At 43.0% G+C, this 19,350-nt stretch carries 17 protein-coding genes and 1 pseudogene; 14 read left to right on the forward strand and 4 right to left on the reverse strand.

What is annotated here, in order from left to right:
- Both DFP79_RS11980 and DFP79_RS11985 read right to left on the reverse strand, forming a co-directional pair.
- Positions 1-269, reverse strand: a 269-nt coding sequence (locus tag DFP79_RS11980; RefSeq protein WP_133504185.1) for a transposase, incomplete at its 3' end; no start/stop codon positions are given.
- 73 nt (positions 270-342) lie between these two features.
- A pseudogene (locus DFP79_RS11985) lies at positions 343-501 on the reverse strand (helix-turn-helix domain-containing protein); the annotation flags it as partial.
- Between the two features lie 515 nt (positions 502-1,016).
- On the opposite strand from DFP79_RS11985, the gene DFP79_RS11990 reads away from it, so the two are divergent.
- The 12 genes from DFP79_RS11990 to DFP79_RS12045 all read left to right on the forward strand — a co-directional run bounded on the left by DFP79_RS11990 (position 1,017) and on the right by DFP79_RS12045 (position 15,417).
- Entirely contained in the window at positions 1,017-1,568 is a 552-nt protein-coding gene (locus DFP79_RS11990; protein WP_166637698.1) for an RNA polymerase sigma factor, read from the forward strand.
- Between the two features lie 93 nt (positions 1,569-1,661).
- On the forward strand, positions 1,662-2,183 hold the full coding sequence (nusG, locus tag DFP79_RS11995; protein WP_133504187.1) for a transcription termination/antitermination protein NusG: 522 nt from the start codon (positions 1,662-1,664) through the stop codon (positions 2,181-2,183).
- The gene (locus DFP79_RS12000) at positions 2,167-2,595 is read left to right on the forward strand and encodes a glycoside hydrolase family protein (RefSeq protein WP_133504188.1); all 429 of its coding nucleotides are present in this window, start codon (positions 2,167-2,169) and stop codon (positions 2,593-2,595) included. Before nusG ends, DFP79_RS12000 begins: the two co-directional genes overlap by 17 nt.
- Before the next feature lie 4 nt (positions 2,596-2,599).
- A complete protein-coding gene (locus DFP79_RS12005) occupies positions 2,600-4,624 on the forward strand; it encodes an ATP-binding protein (protein WP_133504189.1) in 2,025 nt (674 codons plus the stop codon).
- A 32-nt stretch (positions 4,625-4,656) separates the two neighbouring features.
- A complete protein-coding gene (locus DFP79_RS12010; protein WP_133504190.1) occupies positions 4,657-5,286 on the forward strand; it encodes a Pvc16 family protein in 630 nt (209 codons plus the stop codon).
- A gap of 156 nt (positions 5,287-5,442) precedes the next feature.
- Positions 5,443-5,808 carry a hypothetical protein gene (locus DFP79_RS12015; RefSeq protein ID WP_133504191.1) on the forward strand — a complete coding sequence of 122 codons (366 nt, stop codon included), beginning with the start codon at positions 5,443-5,445 and terminating at the stop codon, positions 5,806-5,808.
- Between the two features lie 238 nt (positions 5,809-6,046).
- The gene (locus tag DFP79_RS12020) at positions 6,047-6,550 is read left to right on the forward strand and encodes a thermonuclease family protein (protein ID WP_133504192.1); all 504 of its coding nucleotides are present in this window, start codon (positions 6,047-6,049) and stop codon (positions 6,548-6,550) included.
- Between the two features lie 54 nt (positions 6,551-6,604).
- The gene (locus DFP79_RS12025; RefSeq protein WP_133504193.1) at positions 6,605-7,924 is read left to right on the forward strand and encodes a tail fiber domain-containing protein; all 1,320 of its coding nucleotides are present in this window, start codon (positions 6,605-6,607) and stop codon (positions 7,922-7,924) included.
- 12 nt (positions 7,925-7,936) lie between these two features.
- Complete coding sequence (locus DFP79_RS12030) at positions 7,937-9,985, forward strand: Ig-like domain-containing protein (protein WP_133504194.1); 2,049 nt, start codon at positions 7,937-7,939, stop codon at positions 9,983-9,985.
- Positions 9,986-9,995: 10 nt separating this feature from the next.
- On the forward strand, positions 9,996-12,488 hold the full coding sequence (locus tag DFP79_RS12035) for a GNAT family N-acetyltransferase (protein WP_133504195.1): 2,493 nt from the start codon (positions 9,996-9,998) through the stop codon (positions 12,486-12,488).
- Between the two features lie 20 nt (positions 12,489-12,508).
- Positions 12,509-13,600, forward strand: a complete 1,092-nt coding sequence (locus DFP79_RS12040) for a reverse transcriptase/maturase family protein (protein ID WP_133504196.1) — start codon at positions 12,509-12,511, stop codon at positions 13,598-13,600.
- Positions 13,601-13,797: 197 nt separating this feature from the next.
- Entirely contained in the window at positions 13,798-15,417 is a 1,620-nt protein-coding gene (locus DFP79_RS12045; protein ID WP_133504197.1) for a hypothetical protein, read from the forward strand.
- A gap of 286 nt (positions 15,418-15,703) precedes the next feature.
- Here the strand turns inward: DFP79_RS12045 and DFP79_RS12050 are convergent, their stop codons facing one another.
- Positions 15,704-16,183, reverse strand: a complete 480-nt coding sequence (locus tag DFP79_RS12050; RefSeq protein ID WP_208111433.1) for a transposase — start codon at positions 16,181-16,183, stop codon at positions 15,704-15,706.
- Between the two features lie 79 nt (positions 16,184-16,262).
- Complete coding sequence (locus DFP79_RS12055) at positions 16,263-16,892, reverse strand: XRE family transcriptional regulator (protein ID WP_133504198.1); 630 nt, start codon at positions 16,890-16,892, stop codon at positions 16,263-16,265.
- Between the two features lie 916 nt (positions 16,893-17,808).
- Here DFP79_RS12055 and DFP79_RS12065 point away from each other — a divergent pair.
- Both DFP79_RS12065 and DFP79_RS12070 read left to right on the forward strand, forming a co-directional pair.
- Complete coding sequence (locus DFP79_RS12065; protein WP_133504199.1) at positions 17,809-18,216, forward strand: hypothetical protein; 408 nt, start codon at positions 17,809-17,811, stop codon at positions 18,214-18,216.
- Positions 18,217-18,373: 157 nt separating this feature from the next.
- On the forward strand, positions 18,374-19,066 hold the full coding sequence (locus DFP79_RS12070; protein WP_133504200.1) for a hypothetical protein: 693 nt from the start codon (positions 18,374-18,376) through the stop codon (positions 19,064-19,066).
- Positions 19,067-19,350: the final 284 nt, after the last annotated feature.

Consider the following 19,350-nt stretch of genomic DNA (forward strand, 5'->3'; position numbering starts at 1 on the left):
GCAAATAAACGCATAGAGGTTATCTCATACAGAGCATCTTCCATCGCGGGATCACTCATGTTGTACCAGTTTTGCATAAAGTGAATGCGTAACATAGTCGCAAGCGGGTAAGGACGTCGCCCGTTACCTGCTTTCGGGTAAAAGGGCTCTATTTGAGCTTCGAGTTTTTGCCATGGAATCAACTCATCCATTCGACCCAGAAAAAGTTCTTTACGGGTTTTACGGCGTTTGCTGGTAAATTCGGTATCTGCGAAGGAGAGTTGGTTCATGGTTGATTAGGAATCTTAGTCGGCTTAAGTTGGTGTGATTGTCTCATGTTGCCGACTTATTCGCAGGTTCCTTAGGGCAATAGTGTTTTGCTTGCCTGTTACGCTTTAATTCACGATAAACCGTGGCTTTATGACACTTAATGGCATTAGCGATATCTGACACTGACATTTGTTGTTCTAAAAGAGCGGAAATCTGGTATCGTTTCCCTTCGGTCAACTGCTGATACTTCATGTTTGTACTGCTTGTTTTTGTGGTGAAAAGAAGTGTACCAACTTCAGCAGTTGGCTTCTTCTACACCTGTCTTGCAGTGTCGCACTTATTATCTGAATTTAGGGTTAAGTTTATAAAATAGGGACCAGCTCGACGCGTTTCTCTCCTCTTAATTCTAACTTACGCTGTTCGTGTAACAAACTGTAATAGGCATTTAGCGCCCCGTATCATAGACTGTCCTCGTAGATTAGGATGTTTTATACCAGTGGTAGGTTTTTTAAGAATTTCATATTTCTCATCTTTATATTATGTATGCCTATGTGAATTGGTTTTCGCAGGTATTTATTCGCATGAAATATTGTATAAAACTGGAGTGTCGAAGAGATTTTTTCACACCCCTTATTATACGTATGAATTACTGTATTAATATAAGTCTATTCTTAAATAACCTGGTTGATTGTTTTTTTAATTTAAATAGTTTTCACAAATTAGGTTGGTTTTCGTCTTTCTTGTATCGTCACAAGGAAGAAAAAGCCATGCTTAATAAGTACAGTGTTTATAACTCAAAAAATACAGAGAGTAATCAATTTTGGGCGTTATGGTTCGAGCATCAACCTCGATTAAGAAGTTGTTGCTTAAGATGGCTAAACGGCAATCATGCTCTGGTGGATGACGCTTTATCTCAGGCTGTTGAGAAAACTCACAACTACTATCTCAAGCAGCATAGCGAGATACGCAGCCCTTTCTCGTGGTTCTGCAAGGTAACTCATAATATTTGTATCGATATACATAGGGAGCACAAAAAACAGAATAATTTATATACGCAAATAACAGAAGATCCTAATCAATATTACTTCTCCGAATACGAGTCGGAGGAATTAGAAGAACAAATAGAAAGGGAAAGCCAACTTGAGTGTTTATATAAAGCACTTGATGGAATGAAGACCGAATTTAAACTTGCAATTAAATACCGGTTTATCGATGAAATGGAGTATTCAGAAATAGCCAATATCTTAGAAACCACGCCCGAGAATATCAGAAAACGAGTACAGCTTGCCCGGAAAGAATTACGGCTAATGGCTGCATAAGTTTTCACAAATATATTTTTTCTACGTCTTAAGATTATATAAATTAAAAAATTGTGTGGGTCACACAGTGGAGCTATATCTAAGAGATTTCCTATGAATGAGTACAATTGGTATGTAATTTACACTAAACCTAATGCTGAGAAAAAAGTTGCCCAGCGTCTACTTGATCGGCAAAATGACGTTTTTTTGCCGCTCGCAACAGAGACTCGAATTTGGAGTGATCGAAAAAAAACCATTCAGGAGCCGCTGTTTAAGTCTTATGTGTTTGTTCGTTGCTCAATAGACGAACTTCACAAAATTAAAACGGTGTATGGTTTTTCTCACTTTGTGAGCTTTGGTGGATACCCTGCAGTTATCCCCGAAAAGCAAATCGGTATGATCAAGTCCATTATCGCATTCCACTCCGATGCCAAGTCGGTCGCGACTCGGTTTATCGTTGGAGAGCGGGTCGATATTATCGCTGGGCCGCTAGCAGGCATGCAAGGAACCTTGACCCAAATCAATGGTAAGAACCGTGTTGCCATTGAAGTGAACCATCTCAATCAGTCCATGCTGATTACCCTTCCCGAAGCCTACTTAATGAAACTGGAGCATACTGATGAGCTTGCTATCTGAAAACGCGAAACTCGAATTAAGCGAACAACTAATACGCCATGAAGGAATGAAAACCACGCCATATTTGTGTTCTGCAGGAAAATTGACCATTGGTGTGGGTCGAAACTTAATGGATAACGGAATCAATGTCGACGAGGCACTTTATCTGCTTAGTAACGACATTGACGAAGTGCAGAGCCAGCTAGAGAACCACTTGCCTTGGATATCAGACCTACCAGAAAATCGCAAAATGGTTCTGATCAATATGGCTTTTAACCTTGGTGTAGGAGGTTTGTTAACGTTTAAAAATATGTTAGCAGCATTAAAGAGGCACGACCTAGAGCTTGTCGAGCACGAAATGCTTGATTCATTATGGGCAGAGCAAGTGGGGCATCGCGCGGATGAGTTAGCCGCACAAATGAGGGAGTCATAGAATTATGTCCATGGAGATAGCTCAGATGGAAGCGGAGCAGGCGTTGGCCGCCGCCTGTTATCGATTAGGAGAGACCCTAAACGATGCGCAAGCGACTAAAACCGATGTACTGAGTGCCAGAGATACGCATTTCGATCGCTTAGATGCGTTAACCGATCAAACTAAATGGCAATTGTTGCAGGAAAGTTTTGCCTTATCGAATCATGCGGTGTCTTTATTGGCAATTGTGTATTTATTTCAACTTGAGCCCGATTTGCTCGCGGTTTATTCAAAGCTGAGTTGGTACGAGCAGGGAGGGGGAATCAGTGCGAAGCGAGCGCTCTATTTATCAGTCGATGAATACAGTGATGAAACGCCCTCCGATTTCCCTATGTTGGTTATGCCTTCCAGCGAACTAGTAAAAGCGCAGCTATTAATTTGTGCTAACCCAGTGACACCAATGGTGCAGTCGTTAATGGTCTCTGAACCACTGTTTGAATACATAACGACACAGCGAAACGTAGATCATTTTGCTAGAGAAAATGTAATAGATGGCTATTTAAATCGAGTTATTGATGCAGCTTCTCCGGCTACGGCAGCAATGTATGAAGGTGAATTCGTCGTGCCTTCTGCCTTGCTCAATATTGTAGAAATAGATCAACAAGAAGAGACACTAGCGTTCGTTCATAATCTAACCTTGAATCTAAAGCAACAAGGCTTGCAGCTGGGGGATTTATGGCTCGTACGTACCCCAATAACGAACCCTGACGCTGCGGCGCAGCTGCAAAAAGCGATTTTAAAGGCGCAGCTTGAAAACATGCCCGCTATCCAAGCGGTTTTTTGGCCTTCGTTGATTTCAGACTGTGTAACATCCTCGTCGTTACGAAGCTTGGCAGAATACCTGATTAAAACACTTCATATTATCGTATTTTGTAATCCTCTAGAGGAAAGTGAAAGCAGCGAACAGACTCTTTGGGTTAAAGAATGGGAATCGAAACACGCATACTATTATCGACCACTTCCAAACCAAGAGAGAAAAATGGCTGCATGGCGTGAGTTGTGTGTTGCAGAAGGTTGTCCGAATGCTCTGACCGAAAGCGAAATTTCACAATTAGTAGAACGTTATCCGCTTGTGAGCTATCAAATGCTGAGCGCTTTCGAAAAAGTACAAAAGGAAAGTACTGATGGAATAAGCTACAAAAGTCTTCAACAGACTTGTCTTTACAGCGTCGACTCTAAAACAAAAGGCTTAGCCCGTTTTTCACTTCCTAGAATAACCATGAAAGACATGGTTCTGAAAAAAGAGGTGACCGAACAGCTTGACGAAATAATGGCTAGGATGCGCTTTCGTAAAGAAATGACAAAAGAATCCGTCACGTTTCTTTCCGGTACTCAAGCACTGTTTTGGGGCCCTCCGGGGACAGGGAAAACCATGGCAGCGGAAGCAATAGCAGGAGAGCTTGGGTTACCCCTCTATAAAGTGAATCTATCAAACGTAGCCAGCAAATGGATTGGCGAGACAGAAAAGCATTTATCAAAACTTTTTGATCAAGCGGAGCGTCAACAAGCCGTGCTTCTATTTGATGAAGCCGACGCCATCTTCGCAAAGCGCAGTGAAGTCGAATCGAGTCAAGATAAAAACGCAAATATGGGCGTCAGTTACTTACTTCAAAGAATGGAAAGCTATCATGGTATTTTGCTACTCAGCACCAACTTCAAAGCCAATATAGACGACGCATTTTTAAGACGATTTACGACCGTTACGGAATTTTCACTCCCTGATAAGGCGACACGAAAAACCTTATGGAATAACGTGTGGCAAGGCTCATTGAAGCTCACTAACGCAATAGACTTGAATTCATTATCTGCGGACTTTGAGTTGTCCCCGTCGCAAATTCGAAACGTCGCCGAACGGGCTTGTTTACTGGCATTAATGGATCAAAAAACAGAGATTGATCAGGTCATTCTCGCAAAAGCACTACGTCGAGAGTTTGACAAACAAAGCGCCGGATTCTTGACCTCAAAACGTATATCAGACTGGTTGAAATAGCCACAGAATAAACGAAACTACGGGAGCATTTTATGGACGCGCTAGCGCTCAGCAACATTCAGCAGGACTTAAAAAACCTGCTTATTAATCACATATTACAAGCAGAAGAAGAGGACGACATCGGCGTAAGTTTCCTTGCGCCGGACAAAGATTTCATCGCATCACTTGGCGCCTCTCCTATGGTCAATTGCTACCTAATCGGCGTAGATGAGGATAAAAAACGTCGACAAAGTGAGCCACCTCGATCTCAGCTAAACAAAGAAAAAACGCAACGTATTCGTCAGTATGAGCCTCGATTTGTTGATATCAGCTACATGCTAACCGTATGGAGTCGGGACAAAACGAACGGCGCCGAGATTGAACACCTTATGTTAGGGTATTTACTAAGTGGGCTCGGAGCAAGTGACTTCTTCCCAGGTGTGGAGCTTGACAGTCCTCGCTATGAAGCAGCGCTTTACGGCGTGAGAATGACACTCTTTGGGAGCGAATATGCAGATAAGGTCAGCGGCCAAGTGTGGCAAGCAATGGGAGCAACGCCTAAGCCTTGTATCATGCTTTCTTTGTCCGTTCCCATTGATGTTCGTAACGAACGCACTTTACCGATTGTCACCGAAATTGAACGAGCGACCTCGAATACAGCGCCAAATCCCGAAGGCACCTGATCGTTTTCGTCAGAATAATGGGGACGTATTCCTAAAGAGACTCTTTAAGATGCCTTCCTGTTATCTAACTTCTAGTTATTTAACTCACAGTTAATCGACTCCCCTCAACGTTATACCCAACTCTCAACATGTTAGAAACCTATGGAGGATACTCCCATGGAAAAGAAAACTACCCCAAAGCGTCGTAGTACACGCACTTCAAACCTTAACAATGACATCCAAAAGCGCTCAATGGAAGCCGTCCCAAGATGGGCGTTAGCCGTGTGTGCAGTGATATTAGTGATGAGCTTCGCAATACGGCAAATTGGTCTAGACATCACCACCCCCATAAACCGGATTATGTCCGCTCATGCAGTTCGGATAGAAGCGGAATCCAGACAAATAGGTGGGGGGGGAGCGAGCTCAATTGAGGTGTCAGAGCTACAAGAGAAAGTTCATATACTCACTCATCAACATACGTCTTTTGAAACGCGTATAGAAAAACTAGAACATTGGTCTCATCCAGCTGCTAAGAAAAAATAAGCCTACTAAACTCAAGCCCCATACAAAGCCGAGACTCATACCGCTAAAGTACCGCGCTGTGTACCAAGCTGCCTTTCTTCACAAAGCGAATCGCATTTTTCTATCAAATTTCCCCATTGTTTTTTGTAACCACTTTTTCTTTCACAAACTAGACCTAGCTGCGTCTTCTAATTAAACCGTTTGTAAACAACATGTGACAGACCCGGCGAAGCCTGCCTGACCTTTATAAGGAGTAAATATGTTCAGACTACAGCCTATTTCAATTTTCTTTATTGCGATTTTTTCATTATGGGTCCTTACCAGCCCTGCTGAGGCCAAACCTCTAGCCACCGTATATAAGGCCACCCTGATTAGGGTGATTGATGGTGACACAATGAAACTCCGTCTTGAGATTTATCCTGGTCTGTTTAAAGAAGTCAATCTTCGTATTGAAGGCATAGATACTCCAGAATCACGACGTGGAAAAAAAGCGGGGAAAACAATTACCGACTGTGAAATTACGTTAGGCCAAAAAGCCAAGTCCCACGCGCAGAAGCTACTCAGTAACAGCCCATTGCTTAAAGTGACTGACTTAGACCCGGCAAAATCCAAATACGCAGGAAGAATAAACGGCAAACTTTGGTTTGTGCCACTCTACGAAAAACACGGCACGGCAGTGAATTATGGACTGTACATGATCCACCAAAAACTTGCCCAACCTTACGAAGGCGGTACTCGGGAACCTTGGCCCTGTAGCCCCTAAATATTGGCTAACTAACTATCCATTTCTTCACTTAACTTTTTAAAAGGTAGCAAAATGAGCTCAGATAACAGTATTAGAGATATCCTCTACAACAAATTTAAATTAGGCATGACACCAACCGCAAATGACTTTGAAGAACTGATTGATGCCGCTACTAATGCCAGTACCTTGGTGACAGGTATTCTAGATAATAATTTACTGGCTGACACCGTTGAAGCTAATCAATTCTCTGGCGAGTTTATAGGGGAAGGCGCCCAGTTAAATAAACTCAATGCCGATAATATCAGCGATGGCACCTTGGACAATGCTCGTCTTCCTAAGCTTATTGATTTAGATGCCATATTAGATGAAGACCAAGAAGTCCCAACGCAATCAAGTTTTAAAGTAACGCAAGCCACCCTGGTTACATTGGACGCTGAAACCCTTAATGCCACGGCAGATGTTAATGCTTCTCGCTTTATTGGCCAGAGCTCAACCTTAACTGGCCATTTAAAAGCGGCAACATTGGAAGGTGATGGTGAAAGCATCCATAACCTAGACCCAAAGGCTTTTAAAGAGGGTAAAATTTCAGTCAATAACTTACCTGATGGTACGGTGAATGCCAGAGGTATTTTACGCTTAGCAACAACGCAAGATGTTGTTGATGCACGCGATGACAGGGCTGTTACTGCTGAGTTGCTAAAACAAAGTGAAACTAACATTGATCAAGCTATTGCAGAACAAAAAGATCGTATCGATGCCATTTTAGATTCAAGTAGTGCCGATAAAGACTCCTTTGCAGAAATCGTTACCCTAATCAATGAAGTGGATACCGAATCTGATCAAGTCTTTGGTAGCTACGTCATTTCAAATAATGATAGAAGTACCCAGATTGAATCAGATTTAGCGACAGAAATAGCATCAAGAATCAGTGGTGATGACGCACGTTTTAGCAAGGTAGAGAGTGATGCCCGTTATCTACAAAGTAGTGGTGGATCAATTGGCGGGGCTTTGACCGTTGATGGCGCGACGCTTTTACAAAGTGGTCTACAAGTGACGGGTGCGATTACTGCTAGCGATGATATTACCGCGTTTTCTGACGAACGATTGAAGGAAAATATCCAACCCATAGATCAGGCTCTTGAGCGAACTTTACAACTAGAAGGTGTGACTTTTACCCGTAAAGACCTGAACACAGAGCAAAGATTCGCAGGGGTTATCGCTCAACAAGTACAGCAGGCTTTTCCTGAAGTCGTTTATCAAAATGATGATTATCTGTCCGTAGCATACGGCAATATGGTAGCTCTATTGATAGAGAGCATCAAAGCGCTCAATAACAAAGTGGAGCATCTGCAAGACCAGTTAGCAGAGCTTACGACGTCAACTGAAAAATAACAGGAGGCGAGTATGACATTGCCAACACAGGGTGCGATTTCACTTAAAGATATTGCTTTAGAATACAGTGGAACATCACCTTACTCACTCAGTGATTTCAGCGATAAATTAGACAAAGAAGTGGCAGAATCACTGTCAATCAGTGAGTTTTATGGTCTATCTGCCATGACAATTCTTCTTGAGGACAAAACCTTTGAGGTTTATAGCAAGCGCGAAACACTTATACCTATAGCAAACCTGTTAGCTGGTGGTATTGATGAATACAGTAATGGAACGCAGCCGCTAAAACTGATTACCGTGCAAAACCCTCAAAATGGAACCGTATTGATCGACGGCGTAAATATCTTATTCACCTCCACGGGGGAAGTGGGGGTTGCGACAGGGTTTGACATACTGGTCGAAAATAGCATCGGCTTTCAGGTAACGGCTTTTGTCACCATGAAGGTTGTTTCTGTGCCGGATGTTGTATGTAACCCTGATACTTTTAGTTTACAGCAAGGGGAGACCCTCTTATTAAGTGTGGATCAACTGATGCTCAATGATGAAGATGCGTCAAATACCGGACTTACCTTTTCTTCAGTCAGTAATTCAGTTGGTGGTAGTGTCAGTTATGATGCCGCTAATCAGTCTGTTTCTTTTATCTCAACAGGGCTAGCGAGCGAACCAGCTGAATTTAATTATCAAGTACAAAGCGGTGTAGGAAGCCAGCAAACAGGTGTTGTTTATATCAATATCACTCCTTTGCCTGAATTAGAAGCCTTTGTATACAGCACCCAAGCTGATGCAAACGCCGCAATGACGAGTTATAGCCCACCAACCATGCAGAATGTGTTTAATACCTGGGGTCGCTTTAACGGCAACGAATATTACGTGAACAAGCAAGATGCTATCAATCAGAGTAGTAGCAATGCGACAGCTTGGACATTTGATGAAAGCTTAAACAGTGTTGTTATGCCTCTTAATGTGTCGCCTTCAAATGGTTTTGTCTCCGAAGAGAAAGTTGAAAACTATACCTTTGAAGCAACTTTGACGTCTGACAATGGTGATAACGACACCATAGGTTTGGTGGCTGCATTTGTTCGAGAAGGCTCGACTAACCATGTCCTTACTTTAGTTTTGAATACAGGGGGAACAGCGCCACATAGCACTGGCTGCGGAGTGTACTTTGGATACATAGGAGTTGGTACTGGAGATAAGTTACTAGGCGAATTTGATATTGGAGTAGGGGATACGGTTGGTGTAGGAACTGGTTGGAATAATAGAAAAGTCAGAGCGAAAGTTCAGCGACAAGAAAATATAGTTACTTTTTATGTGAGTCATTGGAATCAAATAGACAGCTACTTACCTGCGAGTAAAATTCAAGTTGATTTGGATGCGGATCCAGATTTACATCGCTTTAAAGGCGCACAAGCGTACGGCTATATTACTAACTCTCAGCCTAACTCCACTTATTTAGATGTGTCTTTTAAGGGCGGCTTGGATACGAATAAAATTTACGATATAGAAAATAATGCGGTCTGGTCCTATCAAGATGATGCTTGGGCACTTACTTCTGGCTCGATTCAAAGCCATTTAGGCTATATCCGAAAAGTGCTTAACCCAGAAACGCAAGAGCGTTACCTGATCAGCGAGTCACAAACCTCTTGGCTTGGGCATTTAGTTGACTCAGTAAATTGGTCAAATGAAAAACTGCTTAATCAGAGCCAATATGTCTTGCAACAAGAGGATCTAGCACAAAATGGTGCGATTACAGGGACTACCTTATTGGCCTTGTATGCCTCTAATCAGGAGGAAAAAAACTACCTGAAAGACCTTGTTAGTGTTCAAACGACGTCATCTCATATCCATGATTCAATCACACTTGGCTCAAATAATATAGGCACTAAAAACTGGTTCTCAAATCAATCGATTGACTTATCGAGTATCGACTTTATCGGCGGAACGGTTGTTTTTGCAGATGGTACGGTAGGGCGAATTAGTGCCATTGGCAATGATAATGGCACCAGTGCCTTTATCCAATATCAGGTCGTTGCCTATCGCTTGTTTGATTTGACATTATAAGGAGGCTTTGATGAAAAATGCTATTGAAAACAGTTCTTTTCCGATAAAAGAAGTACCTCCTTCAACGATCGCTTCTTTAGCCACCGGCCCGATTGATACGCCATTAACGGATTTACAACGGCTTGAATCTGAGTTTGTGCCCTTTGAGCAAGCTCCATTTTGGCAAAATCCGAAACCAACACCACCAGCCATGATAAATGCCTGGGTGCAAAGCTATAGCGAATCTCTAATAAACTGGTTATTGCTTGGTTTAGAAGAAGAGCGTTTCGACCTGAATAGCCCGATTCATATACTGCAAATGATGCAAGACAAAGGGGCATTTGGTCTAAAATTGTTAGCGCAGTTACAGCAGGAATTAGGGCAAGAGGTGTTTGATGAAATGCCCCTGTGTTTGCTCATTGTCTGTGATAACCAAGATGACATAACCCTGATGCAGGCACACCCGAGTTATCAAGCGTATAAGGAATCAGGCAAAGTAAATTGGCTTTGCTTTGATGAGGTCAATGCCTTAATTGAACAAAACGAGTCTGACTTAGCCATTGACTTTACGGCTAACCCCGTTGCGCTTATTGCCCATCATGTCCTATCGAGTTTGCCCCAGCAGCTTGTTCATTGTCATTACAATCAACTGTACTTTGCTGAGGTTGCTAGCCTTAAACCTACTGAAGAAAGTGCACAACTGGGCTTGGCTCAAGGCTCATTAACAAGCCCCCACACAAACTTGCCGATCTCTTGGCAGGAGCGCGTACTAGAGCAGAAGTTAAAAGAGAAGGGAAGGGAAAAGCCAAAAGAAGAAATGCAAGAAAGTGAGCGAGGAAGTGCTGTAGCACAAGCGCAAATACCCTTAGCTTATCGTTGGCATCACATTAATCCTGATGAATTTGTTGAAAGCCAGTTAGCCTCAAATGCGTTACACGCCCCTTATCTTGATTATCTAAATTACCAATTGAGTCAGGGAATCAGCCAAGTACTGTATCTGCCTGTTCAAGCGAGCAACTTGCTGAATCAATTAGCGGATCGCTGCGATAAAGGGTTACTTTGCTTGATCACAGAGGAAGTAGTAGAGCAGCATGGGGTAAATGATGCTCAAGATACCGAGCTTTTAAAGCATGAGCCAAATGCTAATCTGGCAATGCCACTGGCTTTAGCGCCTATAATAGCCGCGTTGAAAAATACCCAAGTCGCCGTGCAAAAAACAGATCAGATAAACTCAGTATCATCCTGGGTCAGTATCTCAAACAGAGCACTAACAGAAGAGGGTGGCCTAAATGAAACGGATCAACAGCATTTTAACCTTATTGCTGCCCCGTTACTGGAGCAAACGAATCGTCAGCAAGAACGTATTATTAACAGTCTACAGGGTGCCACTAAGGTGCTTGATGACAGGCAGATTCTGGCCTATTTAAGTACGCATCAGTACGAACCCGCATTATGCGCACTCTTTTTACCGCGTTTGTTGGAAACGGGCGTGTTAGTCAACCTACGTCTGCCCTGGTGTGAAGCTCTATCAAAGGTTTGGATGCAACATACCCCATTAGGACGGGGTGATGAGTTCACTTTCAAATTAGGTATATTAGCAATCGACCTTGGCCATTGGCCATTAGCCAAAGCCTGTTTTATCGCGCTTATGAAAATAGATGGTCCCAACACCCCTTGTTTGCATAATTTAGCCTTAGCTGAGTTTGCTACAGGGCAAATCAAGATGGCTTTAACTTGTACTCAATTGGCCCTTGAACTCAGCTCAGAAGACGAACAAGCTAAAACCCTGAATGACGATATTTGTGCCTATCAAGCACGTTGTTCTTCGCTCACATGCTTTGATAACAGAGGTTTTGACAATAGAGATTTTGATAATAGAGGGTTTGATAACGACCAAGAGACACACTTGAACCAAGCAAATGATACCAAGCGATTAACCCTGCAACCTTTAGGGGAACATCATTTATCAGAATTCTATTTACAGTATCGCCGAACAGACATCGCCCAGCGTTTGCGAGGTATTACCTTCGATTCGTTAGCAGAACTCAGGGACCACATTTGGCCTAACTGGCAGCAAGAAGGTGGCTGTAAAGAAGAGGGAGGCAAAGAAGGCGACTGTAAAAAAGTAAACAAGCAGGCAAAAGCCCATTTTGCCCTAGTACACCCAGAGCTGGGTTTTGTTGGTGCTGTGGTGTTCGACTTTAGTCAGGATGATGCATCACAAAATGAGACCGATGACTTCCCAGAGCAAAGCGCCCACCTGTCTTTTTGGATTGGCTGTGATTATCAACAACAAGGTTTCGCAACCCACGCCGTAAAACTCGCCATCGAGTATCTACTGCAACGAGGAAAAACATACCTAATCACCTCCGCGTGGGTGCATAATACCCCATCGAGAAAAGTGCTTGAACGCAACGGCTTTATACAGACAAATGAAACAAAAGGCGAAGGCGTCGAACAGGAAATGTTTTATCGCTTCGCTTTGCCTCCTTCTTACAAAGAAGAGTCTGGGAGGCTCATATGACCTTACGGTAATCAAATAATATGCTTGAACTCATTGCATCTTCATCCGTACTCGACAAAGCCTACCAATGGCTTTGCCATCGTCGCCAGCATACACATGCTAACAACGACGTATGGCATTTACGTTTTCATTGGCAGCGCCTTAAGCCAGTCATTCAAAGTGCGCTACTCAACGGCGAGTACCAGTTTTCACCCTGCAAAGCATTCAGTGTTGCAGGGGAAAGTGTCGGCCAGTGGAACGCCCAAGATGCGATGGTCATAAAAGCCATCGCCCTTGTTTTAACGGAAAAGATTAGCCCAAAACTTAGCCCTCACTGCTACCACTTAGCAGGCAAAGGACAAAAGGCGTGTGTCAATCAGGTAAAAGACGACGTAAGCGACTATCAGTATGTCTGCCGCAGTGATGTGGACTCTTACTATGCAACCATTGACCACGGCGTATTGCTTAAGCAACTCAGAGAGTTAATCGCCGATTCACGAGTCATTGATTTAATTGAAACGCTGCTTAACCGCTTAGACGATGTGAATGGACACCTCTATACCGTAACCACAGGTATTAATAAAGGCAGCTCCCTGTCACCACTACTAGGCGCAATTTATCTGTTAGAGATGGATAAAACCCTTGGGGAATATACTCAACGTCATGGGCTGAAATATTACCGATACATGGATGACTGGTTGATTCTATGTAAAACCCGTAACCAACTGCGAACGACAGTGAAACTAATGAATCAATGCTTAACGCTGGCGAAGCAAACTAAGCATCCTTTTAAAACCTATATAGGAAGAATCAAAGATGATGGATTCGATTTTCTTGGATACCGGGTAATAAAACAGTCAGCAAATAATCAAAAAACAAAACTCACCCTATCTTGGAAGAGCTTAAGTAACCATCTTACAAAACTTCAGCAGCTTTATGAGCAAGGTACGCCTTCTGAGGGTATCGCGGAGTATATAAAACGTTGGTTGTCTTGGGCGAGAGGCGGGGTAGAAATCGATTTAATTAAGGTAATTCGAGAAGGGATTACCAGCGAAATGGCTAAGCGAATAAATGGCACTAAGTGGCTGGAGGAGATCTATGGCCTGGCGCTTGGGGAAATGCGGTTAATTTAACTCTGACCCCTATTATTCTAACAAGCGTTATAAAACGCAGGTTAGCTAGTCAGATAGGACAGGTGTTAACCCGAAAATATCGGGTGGATACGCTTTACTTTAGATAAAAGTAACTAACACGATCAACTTGATCCTGTAGTTATATCACCTTTGTTATCAACACATATATAAACACTAAATAACAATGGATTTTACGCATGAATGAAATAAACGGAAGCAAAGAACAGCCTCTCCACCAACAACAGGTCAATCTCGGAGTTCAACAACCTGGAAGAACACCCCTGCTTGCCGGAACGAAAAAACGAACAAATACAACAGTGATACGCGCGGACGCATTACCACCTCTTTCTTATTCAGCATTTTTACACGATGACCTGAAACCTACACCGAAACTAGCTAAAAAACTCGGTATTATTGACGCGGAATCTGAATGGGGCGACGGCGTATTAGCAGCCACCAGACGAATATGTGACGCTGAGGTTAAACCCAGAATAGTAAGTCAGTTAACAGAATATTCACTTAAATACAGGGAAGGCGACCACCCGCTAATATCATTGATTGCGAAGGAGGAACGCAGGCAGCCCAACACCTATCAATACGTATGGATGAAGCGTGAAGACACGAATGTGTTACGCGAGGAACACGCAAATTTAGGAGCTAATCCAATCTTCACATCTAGTGTCTTAACTAATTTGAAACTATGTAAGTTTACTACTCCAAATTTTGATGCAACCGTGTACAAGACAACTCAAATGGCGGATGCATATATCGAAACGACCACTACCGCTTACAGTACTAGCTCAGCGGGCGATCTACATCACTATGATGCAATAGAGCGAATAACAGACAAAATTCCTATAGAGGTGAAAATAGAACGACCCGACTTAGAAAAGAACGAAGTTGGAGTGGGGGCACAAGCGAACAGGAACGTTCGGCACATAGTGGGCCGTGCAGGGTTTGGAAATGAAACCGAGACGGTGGCTCAAATAACAATGTACCGAAACCTATATGAAATTGAAAAAAAACAGCAGATCAATTCGGTGAGTGCCCTAGCGGGGAAGCTAAGCAAATTATTTATAGACCAAATAGTGACATTCCAAGGGGCGTACGATATTGGCGGCCAAGCCCAAACGATTTGGCTAAGTAAAATGGGCCGGCTTGCCGCTAATGCGGGGGTGGCGCACCTGATGGCATGTTGGAAGGACCAACAAAATGATAAGGACTGGGATACAATTCTAAACAAGATTAATAAGCCAAAAGTAATGACCAACGAAAGAAAGTTGGAAAAAAGCCTATCATCGATAGAAGAAGCTTTGAGTAAACAAAGACGTTCAAGGATGATAATGGCCTCGCTCCATGGAACCTCTAGCGCAGTTGTTTTACTGGAAAGTATCTATAGTATCACCGACTCTAAGTATGTGGGATCGGACATAGAGGATGTGCTTAGCACAATGTGTAAGACGACATCCCAGGTAGGAAAACTAGCACGCGGACTGGAAGGCTTAATTCAAACGATTGGAATACTTACTCCGATCGGGGAGGGGAACGACAGCAGACTTACTAGACTTAGCAAAATATATGCGGCCTATAAGAGTACCAAAGCCGCAGCACAACATTTGAAGCAATTGGAAGGCGTAGGAAACCTGCTCGTAACCTTAACTGAAACCTATAAAATGATAGAACAATCGGATTTAGAAACAACAACTATCGACGAACTCCACACCACTGCAAGAACAATTACTACAAACTTAGCAGCGATGCAACGGACAATGGACCCTATGATTGCGTACATAAATAAACATATCGGGTGTAAATAAGAGGAGACGGAGATAACAACGGGACAAGGTTAGCACCGGAATGGGGGCCGCCTAGACCCTGGCGGGACTACCTAAGTTTTGCACCAGCCTTTTTCCGTCCCCGTTTGCCATTTCGTTGGCACAGACCACTGAGGGCATCGTATTGATCTATGACTCTGTCGTTTCCTAAAGGAAAGCCCTTGGTGGGGAGTAGGCGCACTTCAGCAAGCAGTGATCCGGAAACATGATGCTTAAAAAGACTTCCATAGTTCTCCTGACGTCGCTCTTTTGAACTGGCTAGGGCGGTCTAACACGGATGCGGCGTACGAAACCCAGTTTCGATACAAAATGAATTACAGCGGTAGCTCGACCAGGAGCAATCCGCAGGATCATTTACCATATCAGCCCTGACGATGTTGGGGTCTATATATCGATAAAGCTGAAACGGGTAACCTTCGTCCTGAACTAAGCAGGACATAAATCGCCCTTCCCATAGATTACCTGTACGTTGGTATCTGACAAAGAAGGAACATAAATATTGACGTCTTAGCGGCTGCATCATTTTTGAAATACTGTATTCTGAACTTCCAGCACATAATAGGTGTATATGATTGGTCATAAATACCGAAGCATAGATAGATACTTCAAATTTCACTGAGTATTCTTTGAGCCAATGAGCATAAGCTCGAAAGACTTCATCCCTGGCAAAAATCGGTTGGCGGTTATTGCCGCGCTGAATAATGTGTTCCGGCATTCCCGGAATAAAAATCCTAGGTCGACGTGGCATGGAGTATCCTTCTCTCATACGTTGTTTTGAGTGAAGCAGAATAACAGACACCTAATGCAACTGAAACCGCGCCCCGTCTTTAACCCTTCTTACGCTCCAGTGATTTAATAAAGACAGAGTCCAATGGTCTCATTGCGAACAACATGCCCGTCCGTTGTCGTTTAGACATAGGTAAAACCGAGTCTTCTTGGTTTAGAGCCGATGCTTTAAAGGCGACTTTTTCTAGCATTTGCCTGATAATTTCGATAGATGATTCTGAATAGCGACCACTTAAGTACAGTCGATAATCCCATTCTTCTCCTTTTTTCGCCTTCATAAAGCTCGATAGCACTTCGTGCTCAATAAAGGTTTCTAACGGCCCACCGGGTAACCAACGAAAATCGTGGGCTATGAGCGAGCGATAATGATTGTTGGGTAAAAATTCGATGACTTTGAGCTTGTCGAGTTTGGACATAAGCTGAATCCCTTCGTGTTCCGAGATGTCATAGAAGTCGATCATTTCTTGGAACGACCAGCTGTCTCTTATACAAATTGCTGCCACTAGAAGCTTCGGAGAAGCGAGAAGCTCGTTTTCTTGCTCTTGCGTAAGCTGACTGACTTTTTCAGTTTGCTTTTCAGAGAGAATAAATAGGTCTGAAAGCGTAATTTTAAGAAGGCCACAGATTTGTTCTAGACGGTCCAATGTGAAGCTTTGGATAGCTTGCATCATTCATGCTTACTGTTTGATGGTGAACCATTACTGTCTACTCATAGAAACCCCTAAAGCTAATTTAGGGCGGATCATGCGGTCTATTAATGGCGTGTATACCCAAAGGTACAACAAACTCAAGCACAGGGATGGGCCGCTATTTCGTGGTCGTTATAAGGCTATTTTGGTTGTAAAGAATGGGTATCTGCTTCAGCTAAGTCGCCATATCCAGTGTAATCCAATAGAAATGAACACCCTCTGGTGAATGATTTGGCTGATTATATTTGGTCTAGTTATCCTGCCTTTATCAATAACCGCGAATGGGATGCTGGGCTAGAAACTAATCATACTTACCAAATGCTGAACCATAGGCACAAATACCAGGAAGTATAAGTTGTTTGTGTTACAAGGACATACAAGTGAGTTGGTTGATTTTTATAACAAGGGGAATACCGCAGCGGTACTTGCCAGCATAGATTTTAAATTCAGGGTGTATGACACGTGCTTCAAAGTCTACCTTCCTCTGAAAATGGAAGGCTGCTACAACCGGAGTTGAGAATAAAAAGTGTGGTGCGTGGCGTGGCGGCATATTATGACTGTGAAGAGTCGGAAATAACACGTGTGATAAAGGGGCCAAAAAAGAGTTTAGTGGGCGTGAAAATGAAATGGGATTTTGACAGAAGTAGGTGGTAGGACAGGTGATTGAGATTGCTCGTTATTTTAACCTCAGTCATGGTGGGTCAGCGAGTGTTATTACACAACACTGGAGGGAAAGAATGGCAGAGGATAAAGCGATTTCACAAGACATGCAGGTCATTCTTAAGAATATTGCGAATTTAGCGAGTTGACCAATTCCTAAAACTCTTTTGTCTAGTAATTGCCTAAGTCATCATTCTAACTAGATAAAGTTGAACAACCTCAATTAAAAGGAAAGACAATGTCGGAACTGGCTGTAGAAGCAAATGTACAAATAATGGTGGAACTTGATAAGGGACAGCTGAATCCGCCTTTATTAGGTAAGCTGCCTGTGGCATCTAACAAACTTAAGTCTAAAAATGCTATCGCGTTTGAAAGTGATGTGAAGGAGTTCCTGGATAAGAAGTTGATAGGTGCGAAATATACGAATGGTACGTTTCTAAATGGGGCGATTATATCATATAGTATAGAGGCTCTCCCCCTTTCAAAAACCCTTAAAAAGGGAAATGAGTTTGCTGTGTTAGCAGGGAAAATAGTTTGTGAAGTGGACGTTATGCCGGCGATATACCCAAATGTGGGGGCTGACAAACACGTACCGGAGAGGGCTACCATAACCCTGACACCGACACAAACGAAACTCAAATCCTGACAGTGTCAACGATGGGGGGCGGATGTAGGGCTCTACCATATGGACACGACCGATCCGTATAAATTAAACAATCAACGTTATTTGTCTCATCACTTTTTGAGTTTACTACCTAAGAAAGGACTTAATCGATTCTTAATCCATTTAAAAGGAGAAATTAATGAGCGTGACTATCACGATAAACTCTGCCATTTATGGTGGCAATGATGAGCTCTGCTTAGCGCGAGACGTGACCCAATCGGTGCAAGCAAGAATTAAAAGTGGTGACACTCAAGTCACCTTTGATAATACGAGTTTTGGTGACCCTGCTAGGCGTTCAGGCAAGGGCTTTGCGGTCGTGGCGACGATTGATGAGGCGCAATACGTTTATGCGGGTAAAGAAGGGGATACCATCGATTTCTCAAAATTCCCAGTTAATCATGAGGGGCCGGGTAATCTTAGAGTGTCTGAGATGAAGGTAATATATGATAGTTCTAATTCCTTGTTCACAGAGTGTTCTATAGCTTTGGAAAATTTGGCTGCAGAGGATTATCCTAATAATACCTACCCTAGTAGTTGGGTCTGGTTAGATTTTTATTTGGTGGCTTCGAATACGCCGATACAACGTGCAACGGCTTTTACACGGGTGGGCGAGCTGCCAGTCTCGATTACTTTCCCTATAGGATATAAGGAAAATCAAAATTTTCATTTAACCGGTTATGAACATGATGACATGGTGAAGTTCTTAAGGCGAGTACCGCGCTTGGTGGAGCCGGGTGACTATTACCTTTATGCCCAAGTGCGTAATGAAAAGGGCACACTGAATACCTCAGTTGGCTGCTTTTCGGCATCGGCTTTCAGTTATTCGGCTTAGTTTTTGTCTTACTTTTTTCCCTTACTACTTACTTTTTATCTCTCACTCCTTACCTCCAATGAGATAGTTTAACGAAGTGATAGGAAAGATAATCACGTATTCTTTTCACAAAGTCTTAGGCTGCAACGTCTTAGTGGCATAAGCGATATTTAATCTGGTTGGTTCATGGGACTGACCTGGCGGAGCCGTTGTAGAAGGCGATGTCAATCGGTTTCAGGTGATCTAGCACCGTCTAATCCTTCTCATTTCACATCATATTTTATTCTTTAGCAGGACTGCCAACG

The sequence above is a fragment of the Marinomonas balearica genome (genome assembly GCF_004362145.1).
GTDB classification, from domain to species: domain Bacteria; phylum Pseudomonadota; class Gammaproteobacteria; order Pseudomonadales; family Marinomonadaceae; genus Marinomonas; species Marinomonas balearica.